This window comes from Moritella sp. 24, from assembly GCF_018219155.1.
In the GTDB taxonomy this organism is placed as follows: Bacteria; Pseudomonadota; Gammaproteobacteria; order Enterobacterales; family Moritellaceae; genus Moritella.
The window spans coordinates 4,174,858-4,193,867 of the sequence record NZ_CP056123.1; the positions used below are offsets into that span (position 1 = coordinate 4,174,858).

The 19,010-nt window shown below is 37.7% G+C and carries 16 protein-coding genes and 1 tRNA gene; 5 read left to right on the forward strand and 12 right to left on the reverse strand.

The window, feature by feature from the left end; genetic code table 11:
• Positions 1-5 precede the first annotated feature (5 nt).
• Complete coding sequence (locus tag HWV00_RS18620) at positions 6-1,163, reverse strand: site-specific integrase (protein ID WP_211683720.1); 1,158 nt, start codon at positions 1,161-1,163, stop codon at positions 6-8.
• A 187-nt stretch (positions 1,164-1,350) separates the two neighbouring features.
• On the opposite strand from HWV00_RS18620, the gene HWV00_RS18625 reads away from it, so the two are divergent.
• The 3 genes from HWV00_RS18625 (at position 1,351) to HWV00_RS18635 (ending at position 4,937) form a co-directional block, all read left to right on the forward strand.
• Entirely contained in the window at positions 1,351-2,517 is a 1,167-nt protein-coding gene (locus tag HWV00_RS18625; RefSeq protein ID WP_211683721.1) for a hypothetical protein, read from the forward strand.
• 265 nt (positions 2,518-2,782) lie between these two features.
• Complete coding sequence (locus HWV00_RS18630) at positions 2,783-3,037, forward strand: hypothetical protein (protein ID WP_211683722.1); 255 nt, start codon at positions 2,783-2,785, stop codon at positions 3,035-3,037.
• A 1,018-nt stretch (positions 3,038-4,055) separates the two neighbouring features.
• On the forward strand, positions 4,056-4,937 hold the full coding sequence (locus HWV00_RS18635) for a YafY family protein (protein ID WP_211683723.1): 882 nt from the start codon (positions 4,056-4,058) through the stop codon (positions 4,935-4,937).
• A 655-nt stretch (positions 4,938-5,592) separates the two neighbouring features.
• Here the strand turns inward: HWV00_RS18635 and HWV00_RS18640 are convergent.
• The 8 genes from HWV00_RS18640 to HWV00_RS18675 form a co-directional block, all read right to left on the reverse strand.
• Positions 5,593-6,015 (reverse strand): DUF2787 family protein, encoded by a 423-nt coding sequence (locus tag HWV00_RS18640; RefSeq protein ID WP_211683724.1) that lies wholly within the window; start codon positions 6,013-6,015, stop codon positions 5,593-5,595.
• A 79-nt stretch (positions 6,016-6,094) separates the two neighbouring features.
• Positions 6,095-6,706, reverse strand: a complete 612-nt coding sequence (locus tag HWV00_RS18645; protein WP_211683725.1) for a hypothetical protein — start codon at positions 6,704-6,706, stop codon at positions 6,095-6,097.
• Between the two features lie 58 nt (positions 6,707-6,764).
• Entirely contained in the window at positions 6,765-7,142 is a 378-nt protein-coding gene (locus HWV00_RS18650) for a hypothetical protein (RefSeq protein ID WP_211683726.1), read from the reverse strand.
• A gap of 85 nt (positions 7,143-7,227) precedes the next feature.
• Complete coding sequence (locus HWV00_RS18655) at positions 7,228-8,445, reverse strand: site-specific integrase (RefSeq protein ID WP_211683727.1); 1,218 nt, start codon at positions 8,443-8,445, stop codon at positions 7,228-7,230.
• A gap of 123 nt (positions 8,446-8,568) precedes the next feature.
• Positions 8,569-9,312 carry a hypothetical protein gene (locus HWV00_RS18660; RefSeq protein ID WP_211683728.1) on the reverse strand — a complete coding sequence of 248 codons (744 nt, stop codon included), beginning with the start codon at positions 9,310-9,312 and terminating at the stop codon, positions 8,569-8,571.
• Positions 9,302-9,727, reverse strand: a complete 426-nt coding sequence (locus HWV00_RS18665) for a hypothetical protein (protein WP_211683729.1) — start codon at positions 9,725-9,727, stop codon at positions 9,302-9,304. The genes HWV00_RS18660 and HWV00_RS18665 overlap by 11 nt, the downstream gene beginning before the upstream one ends.
• A 593-nt stretch (positions 9,728-10,320) precedes the next feature.
• A tRNA-Leu gene (locus tag HWV00_RS18670) sits at positions 10,321-10,405 on the reverse strand.
• Positions 10,406-10,767: 362 nt separating this feature from the next.
• Complete coding sequence (locus HWV00_RS18675; protein ID WP_211683730.1) at positions 10,768-12,435, reverse strand: P-loop NTPase fold protein; 1,668 nt, start codon at positions 12,433-12,435, stop codon at positions 10,768-10,770.
• 872 nt (positions 12,436-13,307) lie between these two features.
• Here HWV00_RS18675 and HWV00_RS18680 point away from each other — a divergent pair.
• Entirely contained in the window at positions 13,308-13,745 is a 438-nt protein-coding gene (locus HWV00_RS18680) for a hypothetical protein (protein WP_211683731.1), read from the forward strand.
• A gap of 442 nt (positions 13,746-14,187) precedes the next feature.
• Here HWV00_RS18680 and HWV00_RS18685 read toward each other — a convergent pair whose 3' ends face one another.
• The gene (locus tag HWV00_RS18685) at positions 14,188-15,774 is read right to left on the reverse strand and encodes an AbgT family transporter (protein ID WP_211683732.1); all 1,587 of its coding nucleotides are present in this window, start codon (positions 15,772-15,774) and stop codon (positions 14,188-14,190) included.
• A 377-nt stretch (positions 15,775-16,151) separates the two neighbouring features.
• Here HWV00_RS18685 and HWV00_RS18690 point away from each other — a divergent pair, with 377 nt between their 5' ends.
• Entirely contained in the window at positions 16,152-16,709 is a 558-nt protein-coding gene (locus tag HWV00_RS18690; protein ID WP_211683733.1) for an RDD family protein, read from the forward strand.
• Between the two features lie 102 nt (positions 16,710-16,811).
• Here HWV00_RS18690 and lptG read toward each other — a convergent pair whose 3' ends face one another.
• Positions 16,812-17,879, reverse strand: coding sequence for an LPS export ABC transporter permease LptG (lptG, locus tag HWV00_RS18695; RefSeq protein ID WP_211683734.1), 1,068 nt, complete (start codon positions 17,877-17,879; stop codon positions 16,812-16,814).
• Positions 17,872-18,990 (reverse strand): LPS export ABC transporter permease LptF, encoded by a 1,119-nt coding sequence (gene lptF / locus HWV00_RS18700; protein ID WP_211683735.1) that lies wholly within the window; start codon positions 18,988-18,990, stop codon positions 17,872-17,874. The genes lptG and lptF overlap by 8 nt, the downstream gene beginning before the upstream one ends.
• Positions 18,991-19,010: the final 20 nt, after the last annotated feature.

Sequence of the window (19,010 nt, forward strand, 5' to 3'; positions counted from 1 at the left end):
CGCCCTTAATCAAAAGTAAAGTTAGGTAGCATTACATCAACGGTTTTCTGTGATGCTTGAGCTAAGTGAATATTTTGGTGGTAGGCATAACGCTCAGTGACACTCACACTCGAATGACCAAGACTCTGTTGTGCCAATCGAATATCGTTAGTCGCAGCCAACATGGTTGACGCATAGGTTCTACGCAGATCGTGAATGGTGAAATACCCAGCCCATGATCCATCTTCTTTCATCAGTTGTTGAATTCGATCCATACAAGCACGCGGAGCACCAATATGTTCACCTTCATTTATCATTGACGGAAACACCCAATGGTTAAAAGCCACATCAAGGCATTTACGTAAAATACGTTTCGCAGGTTCAGATAAATAGATCCGTTGCGACCTACCCGACTTAGTTATAGGTAACATGATGGAAGAAAGGTCATCGGAAATCATAGAGCGAGTCAGACTGATAACATTACCAATGCGCATACCGCTCACCAAACTCAGCATTAACGCACTAGCATGATAAAAATTATTATCACTACAAGCATGGCGACAAAATGATTCAGCCTCTTTCGGCGATAACACGCGATCTTTAAAGTTATTCTCAGGTAACTTTTTAATACCTTTACACGGGTTCTTATCGATAATTTCAAGATCTACAGCCAACGAAAAAAGCTTGGATAAAAAAGCCTTATAACGATTAACGGTCGAGTTACTAAGTTCTTCAAGACTATTCAAAAAATTCTGAGTATCACGACGAGTGATATCCGAAACACGCTTATCACCCAATAATTTCATGACCAGCTTAGATCTAGACATAAAAGTTTTATGAGCGCGGTGATGCTTGAGGCTATAAGGCACTGCATGTTCATCAAAGAACTGCTGAATCGTTAAGCGAGTACCTTTTTGATAAGCACCAGATTGAACATCAGCAATGAATTGGTAAGCTAGCTGATTAAATTCAGCAAATTTCATTTCAGGGTACGTACCGAATGACTCGTAATAACGTTGACCTTTCCAGCTAAAACGAACAAGCCAGCGCATGCTTTTATGAGTAGCAAGAACTCGAAGACGGGGATTACGATTCCAACGATACTCAACACCTTGTTCACCCTTAGCAGGGCGAATCAAGGCATTGAGTACCTTTTGGGTAAAATCAATAGGGGGATTACTCATTAAATCTAACTCTGTATAAATAAATCATGCGCAGAGAATATTGATTATCAAGCGGTTACAATTTCAATGCTAAAACCATTGAACAAGGTATAGACCAACCACATCAAAATAAAAACACCTAAGATTAGTAAGCTATAAAAAGGTAATATATAAAAATAAGTACATTTTTGTTTGATTGGAAACTACGATGCCAAGAAAAAAGCCTGTGATGATGAAAAAGAAAATTCAGCTATTTATTAGAAGAAAAGAAGAGTTAACAACACATTCAAAACATTTAATCATTGCCACTTTTAAACGACTTTTTGGGTTGAGCCCTGATGATGCAGCATTATCACTAATACACGGCTTTAAGAAAGCCAATATCGAGAGTACATGGCCAAAACGTTCTGCCCACTCAACGTATAAGACAAAAACACCATTTCAGACACTGAAAAGTTTAGATAATAAATATAATGTAAATCTCACACTAATAACGAATACAGTCATCGAACAGAATAACGCCAATGATGATAGTTTTCAGAAAATCGATCTTATTGTTACAGTTAATATTGATGAGTTCCCACCATGGTATGAACAGAATAAATTAATTATAAAAAGGTTAGGCGGTTTGATATCTGAAGAGAAAAAATTTGATAATCACAGCTATAAATTATTCCTCAATGCAGTTAAAGATATATCACCTAATACCGAACAGCATATTATTGAACCAAACTGTAAATGGTATAGAAGCCACCTTACAAAATATAAATGTATACGACCGAAGAAAACACCAATAAGTGCAGAGTTAATCATAATAAATGTTGATGATAATGAAGATGATGACGTAGCATCTAATCCAGCAATATGTCTACTATTAAGACCTTCCGAGGCGTACGGATATATACCTGTAAAATTCTATAATCCACTGAAAGAAAAAAATATATATGATTATCTATTCGACCACACAAGCAATTTCAGTATTACAGTTCAAAAGGAAGAGAATAGACTAACTATTACGCTTAAGTTATCAAACGAAGCTCGAAGTACTTTGACGTATAAAACAGTCATAGAGCAAGTATTCAAACCTATAGTGAACAACCCATTTACGGGAAAGCCTGTTTTTAATAAATTAGAACTTTGGGATTCATCACTACCTAATATTACTTATTCATTAGTAGAAAAAAATCTACTGAGTAACTGTATCTCAGATTTAACATCAACAAACGGGCTTAGTGACAAACTCAGCGTCGAACATACATTACAACGTTTTCATCAGCACCTATCCCTAAAAGGACTCTATGAACAAACTGTCCCGAAAATGTTTATAGATAAAAAGGGAACAAAAATAAAGCCGACTAAGTTCATCATGAATTGATTATCTTAACGAATAATAAAACATTAGCGTCATGCTGATACTCACACTGAGCTGGACATGTGAGTGTCATTGTTATATCTACCCCTACGTGTAAATCACACACCCACTCAACTCACTGAACTATAATAAAATTACTGCATAAACTAAAACGAAAAATCAAACGTACTCATTTAACTAGCAAATGAAATCAACAATAAATTAGTTAAAATTTTAATAGTCCTAACGTTTCATCTAAGGGCTATACAATCCATAGGGAAAATAAAAAATGAGTACATTTAATTTATTTGTTGAAGCGTTTAAGGCAAAGGTAATACTTAAAGCGAACCAAGGTTCTAAGGCTCGGGTCAAGGAATTCGATGCCATCGTAAATGACATTGAAATGGTACATGGTGCTATACCTGATATCGGTAGAATTCGTGCGCACTTCATCGTGTGTATATCTAGCCGACCTAATTGGGGCTGCCGTAAGGTTATTGAAGAGTTTGATAGCACAGTTGCTAAAATCAGAGGTGATGGTTGATAGCGGGTATTGGGTGTGATTTATTGGTATGTCTGTATTAGTGGGTAATTTATTCACTAATATATGGATTAATGTAAAGGGAGGGGGATTAACGAAGTTGAGACTCCCTTTACATTAATAGAATCACCTAGAAAAAAAAATAAAAGTCATTTCCTGAATTCAACTGGGAAATGACTTTTTCATTACGTCATAATATCCGAACGGATGCTTGTTTAATTAAGCACGTTTAGATTTATAGTTACTTGTAACCTTGGTTTCATTCGCGGCAAATAAGAACCCTGAAATCAATCCGCACCCTAAGTAAATCAATGGTAATGGCATGGTATTACTCCTTGTTTAATTCTTTATAGATGGCATAGCCGATGATGAACCCAATACCAAATATTGGATTGGTGAAAACGAGCGGCATAATATTTCCTTATTTGTTTCAGATATAAAAAAGCGCCATATCATTGCTGATATGGCGCTGCGTTTAGTTCTGTTATTTATTCAATCTAATGGGCTAACAACCACCCTTACAGACTCCGCCAGATGCTTTATGTGAATTACATACCCACTTACCGCATTTATTACATGATGTGCCACCAGTGACTTCTGTTTTCTTACCGCACTTATTGCAAGTCCATAGTTTTAGGTTACTGCTCAACTTCTTAAAAAATGACATGTTAGCTCGTTCCTGATTAGTGAGAATGACCGCATACTTGGCAGCTACCATCATCGTAAGCACGTTGACCACAAGCTGGACATGTCGTTACTGCTGTTAAGATTTTTTTGATTGTCATGATATTTCCCTATTAGTTTCTATTAGTGATGGCTACTCAGATTAAGTAGCTTGAGATTAGTATATAGTTGGCTACTGACAGGTTGTGTCAGTGTCTGAATAAATAATTGATTATTGTTATAAGCCTTACGGTATCTACTCAATGAAAGCTATAGCAATACCGCTAACCTGATGGATTTGAACTACAAATAATAACGACTGACTCAACCTGTCAGTACGGTGGTTTAATCTAGTTAAATGAAAATTAAAAATGAAAAATTAGCCAAGCGATTAGGTACTATCCTTGCCCGATTAAATGCGGGAGAACGGTTATGCCAGAAAGACTTGGAAGTGGAATTTAACGTCCATGAAAGGACGATATGGCGTGATTTCGAAAGGCTCTCCTATCTGCCTTTGATTCGTGAAGATGGTTGTTACTTTCTTGATATGAGCAGTGTTAGACAGCAATCATCAAATAACATGAATAAGTTAATACAGAATGCTGGATTGGAATCATTAATCCCGATTAAGCTCAACATGAACAACTGGCAGACCAATGATATGCCGACGTTCTTATTCAAGAATGTACGTATTGAAGATGTATCTAATTTCACTGATTTATTTGATGTATTAACTAACGCTATCCATTCACAGCGACAGGTTTCATTTACATATAAAGATAAATTACTAGAACAGGTTCAGCCCTACCGCTTAGTGAATGACAGAGGTATCTGGTATCTAGCCGCAGTCTGTCAGAACCACCTACACTCATTCAGAATTGCCTATATTTCACAATTTAAGCTCAGTGACGATAAATATAAACCGCAAGCTAATATCCAAGATGAAATCATTAGGCAGGGAATGCAGTGGTTAGATATCGACAAGTCAGATGTGTTAATACAAGTTGATGCTCATGTGGCCTCTCGCTTTCTTGATAGTGATTTACTCCCTAATATTCAGGTGTTAAAAGAAATGGATGATGGTTCATTACTGATTAGCTCTCAGGTAACACGATTACACGATGTGCTTCCTATTTTAAAGGCTTGGATGCCTCATGTTGAAGTGTTATCACCAGTGAGTCTAAAGCATGAACTTATCCGCGATTTGTACGCGTCATTAGAGCGCACCAAGATGATGTAATGCTGTTAGTTTGAGGTAGGTGTTAATCCGATACAAATCACAGCTAAACTTCATTTTCTTATTTTGCATACTGTTGGTTTTGAACGTGAGTACAGGGTAAGAGTCACTTTAAATTGACATAGTTAGTTAAAATCAAAGTTGCTGATGCGATCTAACCAGATACTTAAAATTCATAAACCTGTAAACCGATACGGGTTATCGAAAGATTTAAAGTAGCTAAAAAATAGCGTCGACTGTCTAACATTAAATTAATAAGTGCTTGCACATCTAATATAAAAGGATAATAAGAGAGTAATTCATCAGTAATTTACAGACTTAGATTTCTATCTTTTATTGCCAGTACTACATTAATTTGAGTCACCTACCCCATTGCCTATCGTGCAATGGGGTGATTATTTTCGATGGTATTTTTACTTCATTAAGCATCAATCATTACCAACTAAAACAGCCAATTCCAGTCAGTGGATTTAGTATCCTTTGTTAAAAATCCATTGAATGGAAAGGCAATACCCATCACACCTTACTACGTAAGCTGCGATGGGCAGTGCCAATTTAAGTACACTAAGTTGTTACTTCTCCTCCTGTCCATAACGCGACTTTTTCCTGACCTTTACGCTGTCCAGTTAAAACACTATTACAGCTTATTTTGTATTGGTTAAAACGTACTGAGTTTAACTTCATCAAATGCACCAAAACCTTGATACTCAATAAAGTTCATCTCCCATGTCGGATAGAAATCCATAACTTCATGTAAAGAACGCATCGGTAATGGGTACACCATGCCAGTTCCATTACGCATATCGAAATCAATTTCTTTCGCCAATTCAGGATAATGATAACCTTGGTAACTGAACGAAGTGATGTAATCAAATTGCCACAGACCGTTATGATGGGTAATGCTGATTTCAACAGGATGAAAACCACCATCTTCGCTGTTGTAAGCACTATCTCTAAAGTTAAATACAATAGTGTTAGTGCCTGTTGGTATGTCTTGTTCTTGGGTAACCTTGGCAAGTATATTCATCAAGTCTGGTGTTACAGGCACAAGGAAGCTATCCGAATCAAAGTTCAGTTTCATAATGAGTTCCGTTAGTAAGTTTGTGGGATTAGGTTTAGTGAGGTTCTTAGGTATGTAAGTGGTGAATGGCCAGCGTGGATTAAGTTAATGCTAACAATTTGGTTTTCTTCTCCTCGTAATCATCAGCTAATACATGCAGAAATACGCTAGTATCAGATTGGACAATTAAACCAATATCAGGCGAACGTAGCACACCAGCAAGAAACCCTGCATTGTTTGCGTTAGATTTTTTTAATGTAGGTTTAAGTACGGTACTTTTAAATGGTTTATCAACTTGTTCATCCAGGATGGCAAACAACTTAGACAAGTTAATCCATTCTTTAGAATGTAACCCACCCCCTTCATTGCCACTAAGTCGGATATACAACTCACCTTCTTCATCATGCTCTGCCACATCAAAGAAAACGTGATTAGTTGTTTTAGGACTTAGCTTCTTACCTTTCCCTGATAATACAATATTGCTGAAATGGTCATGTTTCTCAGATTCAGTTTGTTTATCATTAGCAGGCTTATCTTCAACAGCTTTATCTGTTGGTGAATCAGCAGGTACATTACTTACTTGTTCATCGGTTAATTCAGCAGATGTGTTATCGACATTAGTATCACCAACTGCAACAGTGGTAGAAGTAACATTGTTATCATCAGCTTTTACGTCTGTTGTTTTATTGGTGCTGTTAGTTTTACGGCTCATAGAAAATCCTTTAATAATGATGGGTAATTAGATTGGTAATATAGGTAGTTATTGCAGGTTAAAGCATCTTGCTTAATGTCGTTGCTGCAGTTGTCTTAGATGTTAATGGGGCTACTACATAACAGCCGCCGTCTGTATTGGCTAACAGTCCTAAAATGTATGGACAAGTATCATCATTCAACAATATGACAAACTCTGGACCAACATCTATCATGCGTTGGATAAAGTATTGAATATCTTCATCTGCTTCAGTCAACGAGTTATCAACATCGCTTTCTTCTAACAGAATTAGAAAGGTATCGTATTCAGACCAGAACTCAGCAGTGGTATCCAAGCAACCATCGAATGGACTGATTAGCTCAGAATGTAATGCGGTTTTAACTTGTTCAGGCAGGGTTAGTTCATTAACAAGGTTGAAGTTTTTAATCACTTTCATTGGTTGTATTCCTTATGTATTAACAATCAATAACATGATATTTATATATTCTTAAAAATTATTTTATTACTTTAAAATCAACAAATTACAGATTGACCATACTCGATATTATCGATGCCGTTTCACGTTGTTTACCCTCGCTTAATTTGGCATAACGTAAGGTACTAGATATGTCCTTGTGATTTAATAATTTCTGAACAGCGCTAATATCAACACCGTTAGAGATCAGGTTACTCGCGACTGAATGTCGTGCCGTATGCAATAACACTTCATCGGGATTATCTATCTTTGCTGTTTGTTTAATAATATCGAAAGAGTAACGAGGCGCACCGATTGGCTTGCCTTTTTTGTGTGGCGCTGGGAATACGTAATTATTGCCCGATATTTTTGGGGTAGATTGCAGGATCTCTATCATGAGGTCAGACAGATAAATGATGTGATAAGTACCGTTCTTGGTGCGAGGGATAGTTAGGGTGCGCTTTTCGTAATTAATATCCGTATGCAGTCTGAAACGCAATTCACCTTCACGACAACCAATCAAATGTAGCAATGCTATGAAGTTACCAATACTTTTCTGCGGATAGGCTCTAGAGGCTTTGATTATGCGTTTAGTTTCATCAATATCACAGTATCGAGTACGAGCATTATTCTCGGGCAGTAACGACACCCTATCGGCCACATTGATTATATCTAACATGTTATGCGCCAGCTTACCCATCGTTTTTAATAAAGCTAATATACGGTTACAAGTTGCTGGTGCGTAATACTCACCTTTGTATTTAGTCTCGCTTAAACCAAGATGTAGCTTCATTACATGGCTAACCGTTAGCTCGTTATATTTAATATTTGCAATAGCATTACAGTGTTTACGGAATCGTTTTTCATCAATACCCCACGTTTTCTTTCTACGCTTTGCCAGTGGTAAGTACGTATCGTAGAAGAATGATTTAACGGTTGGGTACTCAGTGGCATTGTCACGTTCAGCTTTAGGGTCAGTACCATCAGCGATCATACCTTTATACTTACGAGCGACCTTTCTAGCTTGGTTGATGTCGATATCAGGAAAGCGCCCGATGGTGATACTACATTTACGTCCGTGGAATTTATAACGTAATAAGAAACGTTTATTACCCGTTTTACCGGATAGACATTTTAAGCCGATGATTTCAGTATCGGATACTTCGAGTTCTGTTGATGATGAATTGCTTGGATTCGCGGGAAGGGATTTTAGATTGGCATTGGTGAATTTGAATTTTTTGGTCGTGATGGGACTGGGGTTATTGGATGTGTTGTTGCTGGTCATATTAATACCTCGTTGGTTAGATACAAGGTATTAATATGTTCTTGAAGATGGGTTAGATACGTTGATTGGTTACAAGTCATGGCCCTATAAAGAATTCTGTGTAATTAATTTATTAATAATAGTTTACTCATATCCTGCATCTTCTAGATCATTTTGATAATTATTGAACCATGAAGTAGCCCAACCTTTGTCTTCACAAAGTTCTAACAAATCGTATTCATCTGAGCAGTTTTTAGCAGTAATAATATCGTGAGTAGTTTTATTGATCATTAGACCGTTCCAAATCATGCTAATAAGATCAGGGTAAGCTGATTGTCTACGTATATGATGAAACTCGCTTGAACGATGAAAAAGAGGATCGTCAGTCAACTCATCGTGAGAAACTCTAAATTGCTTGATCCTACGTTTTTTCAGCTCTTTTTTAGTTTCTTCTATAAACTCCCTATACCTAAGTCTTATAACTTCCACTGAGTCTGAATCTCGAACTGATTGCCCTAATTCCTCTGAAAAGCGAAGATACTCTCGTCTTTTATGGCTGATAGGACTTTGCAATATTTCATTAAGTCTATATATAACTGACGAATATCTAACACAATCTTGCCCATTAAAGTTAGCTTTATCATGCGAACCGATACCACCAACGAAGTAAGATGCAGTTCCAGCATCAGTACGCCATATCGAAGGTAAATGTTCAGTAACAACCCAAACTTGGCCAATTCCGTCAACTAGTGAGGCTGACGTCCAAGAGTTAAATGTACTTTTAGCTGAACGCCTGTTTAAGGATTTTGGTAAAGAATCTAAATGACTCGAACTTAGACTTTGTGATGTTCCAAATATGCGGCTTAATTGATTTTTATTATCTACCATTTTTGGCCATATCCTCATATAACTCATTTAATTTTGTACGAGCATCTGTCGCTTTCTCATGATTGTCTGAGCTCGAACCTATCAAATGACCTATTCTATTTCGCCAATTCTTTGCCTTATTCTTACTTTTGTAATATATAGGCTTAATACCCAATTTATCTTGTTGAACATCACCGCTAAGTTCTACTAAGTAGAATATTGTTTCAATTTTCTTAGAGATAAAGTACTGATTATCTTTACCGGAACTAATGTTTAAAAACATACAAATAACTTCTTTGCTGGCATTTAGTTCATCCCATGACTCAACTCCACTCAAAGTTAAAACATCAGGAAGGTGGTTATTCAGTTCTTCTACTATTTCTTTCAGCGTGAAGTTTTCTTCCCAATTATCTTGTGAAAGTAATGTCTCGATCATCTCTACCTCTTTTTGTTTATTTAATTAGGTTAATGTCAGATGCTATACGTGAACTATCTATTACACCACATTTATTTTCCTAGGTATTTCACAGTATTAAAAAAGTAGACACTAGTGCGTGCTACTTGTTATCTACCCCTACGCACTAATCACACACATACCACAAACCCATATGGCATAGGACCACCCAGCAATAACCAATTACGAAATAATAACGCTGCAACCTTCACTATTAATAAATCCACCAAATTACGCATACAAATTCCAATGGCTACCCAAAGGACAGGACTAGGACCGTAAAGTACCGAAAACCACCCAACCTACTCACATGCTAATACTGCCAGTTACAGCCACCAGCAAAACTAACAATCTTCAAAGTACAGGACAGTGTTGGATCCAGTGAGATCCCCTTGCGCACAGATTCTGCATGCGAAAGTACCGGATATGGACAGGGGTAAGTTTTCTAAGGGTAATAACGAGAGTTTATTGCTGAATATTTTTGAGGATATAACGTAAGGAAAGTTAGCGTAAGCTTTTGATAGTACCAGATACAACAAAGCCCCAACTTTCGTTGAGGCTCTATTACTTAAATATGGTGCCCGAGGGCGGACTTGAACCGCCACTCCTTTCGGAAGAGGATTTTGAATCCACCGCGTCTACCGATTTCACCACTCGGGCATAGGTCAACATTATACATAGCAAACGATGCCAAGCAAGGCGTTTCTCATGATCGTAAAATCAACTGCTCAATTTTAAAGCAAACTGGCATTTTAACTGTAATAAAGCGCTTAACAACATCCACGTCTTTGATATCCGTATGCTTAGTCTCACTACATATCAATTGCTATCCACCGGCAATGACTATTTAACACAACTAATACTCACAAACTTTGCTACGTATAACCACTTTCAAAATTTCTTTAAAGCCTGAATAACAAGTCATAATTGATGGACCGGAAACTGGACAGGAAAGAATATCAATAGCTAAATGAGGCGCATATTAATTTAAGATCTACCCGCTATACCTAACTTAATTCAGGTTATAGGTGGAACTTATCTAATCGATGTTTATTTAAAGGACTCTCGTCTCCAATTTCCTTCAAAGCCTGCCTAGTATTTATCATAAGTTCAGAACAACTACGCCCCAGCAATAAACAGACTCTAATATAGTCGGTAAGATCATCCCCCTTAAAGTCTTTAAACATTGTTTTTAGCTGATCTTTACTGAGCTGACCAAGACGTTCTGCATCTTCTAAGTTATAAGAGTTTTTTCCTTTCCATCGTTCAAGTATATCCAAAGGGGAGTCATCTACCTTAATCTCATCATACTTAGCTTGTAATCGGTCTCTAAACTCTCCGCCTTCAACACCAAAAGGATGAAAATCCATATTTTTCATATTAAAAATTTCACACCGGTCTGTCATTTGGTCAATATAGAAATCCGTTAATTCATTAGCTTTACTCTCAAAACCAAGATCCCGAATTAACTTAATACCTTTGCTGTATTGAGATGTTGATAGATCTTTAGCTGATACCCTCAAACCAATCTCCATCGCTTCGATAACCTGCTCTACATCATTATCAAATGAATGATGAAAAATATTCCAAGCCTTTGAGTACTCTTTACTCCTTTCCAAAGCCTCTAGCTCAACTTGCCTTGCATTACACAACGCTAGCCACTTTTCTCTATAAATAAACCCCTGCTCGATACTATCCGCAATAACTATGTCCAACTCATCTGTTAGCATATAGCCATATTCACTCAACCTGGCATTCCATTCCTTTGCCTTATCTTCATCACCACCCTTTATAGTTTTCCTTAAACCACTCTGCTTCAAAAAATCAAAACTAGGTATAGAATCATCACCACCACGACAGTAATAACACCAACTAAAAACAACTACAGAATGAACAGCCTGATATTTAAGGTCACAATGATGGTCAGCTATAAGACTCAATACTTCATGTGTGTGACGCTCAATTTTCTTAAGCACTCGAATGTTTTTAATATCCAATTTAAGACAACAATCTCGAATATGGGGATACTGATCTTGCATATCGACAGCTAAATCAAAACATTCTGCAGCGCTAGGCTCGAAATGAAGTTGTTTATCAATTATCTTCTCTTTATATGTAAAGTAATCATCCAAATCTTTAGCGTCTTCATTAAGTAAAATAACGACTTTACAACCCTTTTGCTCTTTTAAAAACGAAACTAGACCTAAAAAATCTTTAACACTCAGGCCTGCACTATGTCTTTCAATATCATCAAAGCAAATAAGCGTCTCGTTTAAAGACAAGAAAGATAAGGAACTAAAAACATCCTCTAAACCAGAACCTAACCCTTTTACAGCAATATCTACCAATGGTTTAGCGATACTTTTGACTACACCTGTAGATTTACGACCCACCTGTTTAACTAAGCTCTGATAATTCTGCTTAAAGGTATTAATATTGGGTTTCTGACCAATAATATTGGTATCTACAGTGTTGTCAAAAATCCCTCGTTTCAAGTCATCCAGTGAGTTAATACCAAAAAGTGAAACATAACAATACGAATTCAGAGCTATTTCATCTTTAAACTCAGATATATACTTATCCCAGCTATAAGTTTTACCAATACCCCAGCGCCCTTTAATAGCAAGGACCTCAGGTTCACAACTCTTTAGAAAAATTTCAATCTGTTCCTTAACCAATTCAACCGACATGGCAAACACCCGAAAAAATAATTATATCAATAGGTTAACATACATTTAAACATGTAATAAATATCAATCATTCCAGCATTACTAATTCGATAACTCACCATATCAACCCGAATATAAAATTCATCCACATACAGCAACTTATCAACGCCTAATTTCGTACTAACTCATCCAACGACAATCCCAGCATTTCACCTTTAGCCTTAGCTCTACGGGCTTTCTACTTCAATAACGTAATCATCTTCTCGGTATCACCAGCAACCAGTTCAAAGTTCGCCAGTAGCAAGTTACGAGAAGATAGGTATAGAATATCGTTATAAACCATTTGTTTTACTGCCCTTCAGCTACTAGCTCATTAACTAATGTAGATTCAAGGCCATAATGACGGGCAGCAGCAGAACGACTAGCGAATTCAATATCGTTTATAGTTAATTTAGACATGTTAATTACCCTTATTTATCAGCAACCGTAAATAAAACCACCATTATTTTATTGTTATTCAATAACTTAAGATGAACTCCAAACCTTGTTTATAGCAATGGATACATTGCCGTCATTATTCATTTGATTACGATGTTTATACGTACGTAATCACAGAAACAATATCTGTCAGTTAATATCGGCAACACTTCTACATTGCTACTATCCCTGTGTGAAAGTTAGTTATTAATCAATTTATATCAATACATTAACCAATATTATCAATACTAGCTGAGCATAATACACGTTGGTAATCATTGAAGTTATCTTGAAGTTGGGTTAGATGTGCAGAACCTTAAATACCCGTAATTATTCTAGTTGTGCATAAATTCTACGAATATAAAATACTTTGATACCAATACTCTAAATTATTTTTCACTTCTGAGATATCTATTATGAACAAGGAAAACGCTCAACAGCTAGAGTCACATTTTTTCCGTGATTGCCGTATACAAGAGAATCTTGAAAAAGTGCTAAAAACGGAAAATTTTAGTGAAATTAAAAAAATCGAAATTACAGCAAAAATAAATCAATTAGATCGAGAAACAAACGAAATGGCTGAGCTGCTATTTCCCTGTGAAACGTGGATTAAACATAAAAAAGCAGAGGATTCAAAGGATGCAGCTGATGAGTTTTGGTTCTTATTTGATGAATTATTAGAACTCTATAATGAAGAATCAGTCGACTATACCAAAGTCAATGAGGTACTCTTAGTGCTTCGCGAGCAGAGAAAAACACTAGAGATTATTAAAAAAAACACTCCTTATTACTTAGAGGGGTGCGATACTAATTTCTTAACACCTACTTACCAAGAATTCTTAGAAGCACAATAATTGTTTTCATTCATACAATCCACCAAATTACCCATACCAATTCCAAAGGACAGGACTAGGACCGTAAAGACCGGAATCACGCCCAACCGACTCCCATGCTAATACTGGTATCAATATCCACCAGCAAAATTAACGATCGTTAAAGTACAGGAATTTGTTGGAACCATAAGGAATGCGTGAAATTTTGTTGCGCGTAAGTTCTGCATGTAAAAGTACAAGATATGAACAAGATCAAGTTTTCTAAGGGTAATAAAGCGCTTAACAACATTCACACCTTTGATATCAGCGCTAGCTAACCACATAAAGTTGCAGTGATTAATTTGAACTAACAAGGACACCTCAGGCATAAAAAAAGACCCGCAACAATCGGTTATCCAACTATTACGGGTCACTTCAAACATAGGTTCTTTTCACCTAAGTTAAATGGTTAAAACCATAAAAATTAAGGCGTATAGTACGTTGCCGCACCAGGACCAACTGGTAGACCGAAGACGAATACCCAAACGTAGAATAAGATACTCCAACCAACCAAGAAGCAGATTGAGTAAGGTAGCATAGTCGCAATCAGCGTACCGATACCTAGATTCTTCATGTAACGTGATGCAACAGCAAGAATAAGACCGAAGTAGCTCATCATAGGTGTAATGATATTCGTTGCAGAATCACCGATACGATATGCCGCTTGAATCGTTTCTGGTGCATAACCAACTAACATTAGCATTGGAATAAAGATAGGCGCTGTTACTGCCCACTGAGCTGATGCAGAACCAATCATCAAGTTAATGAAGCCACACATTAAAATAAATGCGAAGAACAGCATTGGACCTGTTAGACCGATATCTTGTAAGAAAGATGCACCGCCTACAGCGAATACTTGACCAAAGTTAGTCCACTTGAAGAACGCAACAAACTGCGCAGCAAAGAATACAAGTACGATGTACATGCCCATAGAAGACATAGACTTAGACATTGCATCAATCACATCACGGTCAGTCTTCATTGAACCGGTAACTTTACCGTAAACAAAGCCTGGAACAGCAAAAAATACAAAAATAAATGCAACGATACTTTTAAGGAATGGTGAACCCGAAATAGTACCAGTGTCTGAACGCAAAACCCCATTTTCAGGAACAATCGTCCAAGCTAGTAGTGCAGATACAATAAGAACAGCAACACCAGCGAATTTAAGACCTTTCTTTTCAATACTAGTCAGTTTACCCATCGAATCATTTGATAGATCTTCTGATGCTTCTTCATCGTTATATTTGCCTAATTTTGGCTCAACGATTTTTTCTGTTACGAATGCACCCGTGATCGCAATGAAGAATGTAGAAACAAACATGAAGTACCAGTTTGCTTCAGGACCAACCGTGTAAGATGGATCAATCATTTGCGCAGCGGTTTCTGTAATACCAGAAAGCAGTGGATCAACTGTACCAATTAGTAGGTTTGCAGAATAACCACCAGATACACCAGCGAATGCCGCTGCAAGACCAGCTAATGGGTGACGACCCAAAGAGTGGAATAGCATAGCAGCAAGTGGGATAAGAACGACGTAACCAAGTTCAGATGCCGTATTAGAAATGATACCAGCAAATACTACCGTCACAGTTACCATGCGCTTAGATGCACCCATAACTAAGCCACGCATAGCAGCAGACAATAAGCCTGAGTACTCAGCAATGGCAACACCAAGCATAGCAACAAGTACAGTACCTAATGGCGCAAAACCAACAAAGTTTTTAACTAGGTTAGTCACGATAAGCTGTAAGCCTTCGGCATTGAACAGGCTCACAACATGGATCATGCCATCAGCAGCTCGTCCTTTAGCGCCTTCAGGGCGAGGATCTATAACAGAAACCTCAAAGTAACCAGCGATACCAGAAGATATTAAGATGGCAACACAGAAGATTGCGAAAAGCGTGATCGGGTGAGGTAATAGATTGCCTAAGTATTCAACTCCATCTAAAAACCGAGTAAATAAAGGCTTCTTTAGTGAGTTATTTTTAATTGAAGCAGATGAACTCATCTGTCTCTCCTTGTTATGGTTATCCTAATTTGACGACGATGTCTAAATTTCGGACGCAGAATACTGATAAATGAACAAGAAAAGTATGTAAAGTGTTAAAAAACATAGCGATTTGTGTGATGAATCATATTTCACAACACCCGTCGAACAGAAAACAAGCAGAGTACTTCTCTATTTAATAGTGAGTAGAGTATTCACTTAATCCAATTTAACGCCACAACCCCAACGAAACGACTAATAATTAATACTATTAAATAGCTTTAAAAACAGAGATAACAATCCACCAGCACATATTATTTAGCGCTACCAAGGACAAGAATTTTTGCTACACTATTCCCACTTTCGAGATAACCCTGAAGACATGGCTGGATTCAATAATGGCGAAGAAAAATAAACTCAGAAAACCAAAACACACACCTGCACCTGAAACAGGCGAAACGGCATCAATTGCCACTTTTGGCCCACGTATCGGCGCCCTTGTATATGACGCATTAATTGTGATTGGTATCGCGGCAGTGGCAAGTGCTATCGGACTTGGTATTGCTGAGGCATTAATTGCATCGGGTATCGTAGACATTGCAGGTCGTTATGTTGATAGCGCTGCGTATGCAGGCAGCCAAATCTGGTTTGCAATCTTAGTATGGGGTTCAGTCGCAGGGTTCTATCTATGGTTCTGGACTCACGGTGGTCAAACTGTTGGTATGCGCGCATGGCGTTTACGTGTACAAAATGCCGATGGCAGCGCAATTAGCCTGACTCAAGCAACGATTCGTTTAGCAACATCAGCCTGTGGTCTTGGTAATTTACAAGTGCCATTTGATATGAAAAACCGTGCATTTCAAGACCACTGGTCAAACTGTAATGTATTACGTTTAAGCAAAGATCAAAACGGTTCACTACTGCGTTATGCTGACAAGCTAAAACAGAAAAAATAGTTCGTCTACCTCTGCTTAGCAGCAAATACTAAGCTGGTAAGCGGAAACAAAAATGGCAACCAATTGGTTGCCATTTTTATATCTATCTATCTACATTATTACCTAACCATGTTTCCTTAACTGCACAATCGCAATCAAGGTAAAGATGGCACTGGGGACAACAGCCCCAAGAAACGGCGGTAGTGAGTACACCAAACTAATTGGTCCGAAGGTTTCACTCGCGAGATAGAAAGTAAAACCAGCAACAACCCCCATCAGGATTCTCGCCCCCATAGTCACCGTTCGCAACGGGCCAAATACAAAAGACAAAGCAAGTAATACCATGACACCGATTGAAATAGGTTGAAATATCTTACGCCAAAAAGCTAACTCGTAACTTGCCGCATCCTGCTTATTACTATCAAGGTAAGTAATATAAGAATACAAACCAGATATCGATAAATCTTCAGGATCAATCGTAACAACATCCAGTTTTTCTGGCGTTAATTTTGAATTCCAACGTAACGAGGGTTGTTCACTGACCGTAATACTATCACTCTCGAAATGTGTAATGCGGATCCCAGTTAATTCCCAATATTTGTCAACATACATAGCCTTCTCAGCTTGAGTTGTTTTCACTAAGCGCTGGCTTTCTGCAAACTCATAAATGGTCACATTGTGTAATTCACTACCATTGTTAACTTTACCGATATTAATAAAGTTATCTTTGTCTTTCGCCCAAACACCTCTCTGAGCCCGAATAATAGATTGACCAGATATCGCTTCACCACGAAGTTGAGCCGCTTTCTGCTCAGTATAAGGAGCAACATACTCACCCATCAACATCACTAAAACCATCATCGGGATCGCTGTTTTCATTGCTGACAACACAATTTTAAAACGCGATTGACCTGCGGCTTGAATAACCACTAACTCAGAAGAACTCGCGAGGGCACCTAAACCGATTAACGCCCCTAATAATGCCGCCATCGGGAAAAAGATGGTGATTTCTCGCGGCATCTTAAGTAACACAAAAAATAGTGCTTCTAATAAGCCATATGAACCACGGCCAACAGCACGTAATTGCTCAACGTATTTAATCACCGCAGATAAACCAACCAAGGTAAATAAACAGATCATAGTGGCAAATAAAATAGCCTTACCAATATAAATATCTAAAATTTTAATCACTGTTTTTACCTCGAGTGAAACGAACTTTCAGCTTATGTACAGCATGGTGATACCAAGAAAAGTTAGCTAAATTAAACCACGTAGCTAAACAGAATACCCCGAGGTGAACAATCCAAAAACCAAACGATAGCGGTAATTTTTCATCTAAAATAGCTGAACGGGCCGCACTCAATAACATAAAGTAAGTTAAGAACATTAATAATGCAGGAAATAATTTAGCGTAACGTCCTTGGCGAGGGTTAACCATCGCTAAAGGCACAACTAACAATGTCAGTAATGGGATTGCAATCACTTGGGCAATACGCCACTGCAATTCAACTTTATGCTCAAACTCATTTGAATTCCACAGTTCAGACGTTGGCAACGCTTTTGTTTTACGGCCTCGCTCACTGACATCCTGTTCTTGAATCAGTACTTTATAAGCACTGAAATCAACAATCCTAAAATCTTGTTGTGATAATTCACCTTCATAGCGTAAGCCTTGACTTAGTTTTAGCCACTGCGCACCGCTGTCATCAGACTCCACATTGCCTTTATCAGCTAGCACAACAGAAGGACGTTCACCTTCCTGTGAAGGAGACTTCGCAATAAATATTTTACGCAGCGCCTTATCACTATCATAAGATTCAACATAGACCACCGCACGACCACCATCAAGCGACTCAAATCGACCTTGTTTTAATGTGGCGAGGCCTGCATCTGCATCGACATTTTCGAGTAATTGTACACGGCCTTCTTCCGCTGTCGGCGCATACACAAATGCATTAAAAGCCACAAGACCAATGGTGACAGATGACAGTAATAATGATGACATGAGTATTCGGCTTGGGGTGTAACCACAGGCCGTTAAAATCACCATTTCACTTTCGGCATACAGCCGCCCATGCGCAAATAAAATACCAATGAACAAACTCACAGGTAAAATTAAAGTGCCTAATGCGGGCATAGTGTACAACAACATCTCCATCACTAAATTGGCAGGCAAGGCACCTGTCATTACCTTCGAGAGCAATGCAACAAACTGCTGGCTCACAAAGATAAGTGATAAGATGAATAAAACAGCGATTTGCGATTTAACTGTTTCAGCAAATAAATATCGGAAAATTATCACTTAAAACCTATATTAGACTA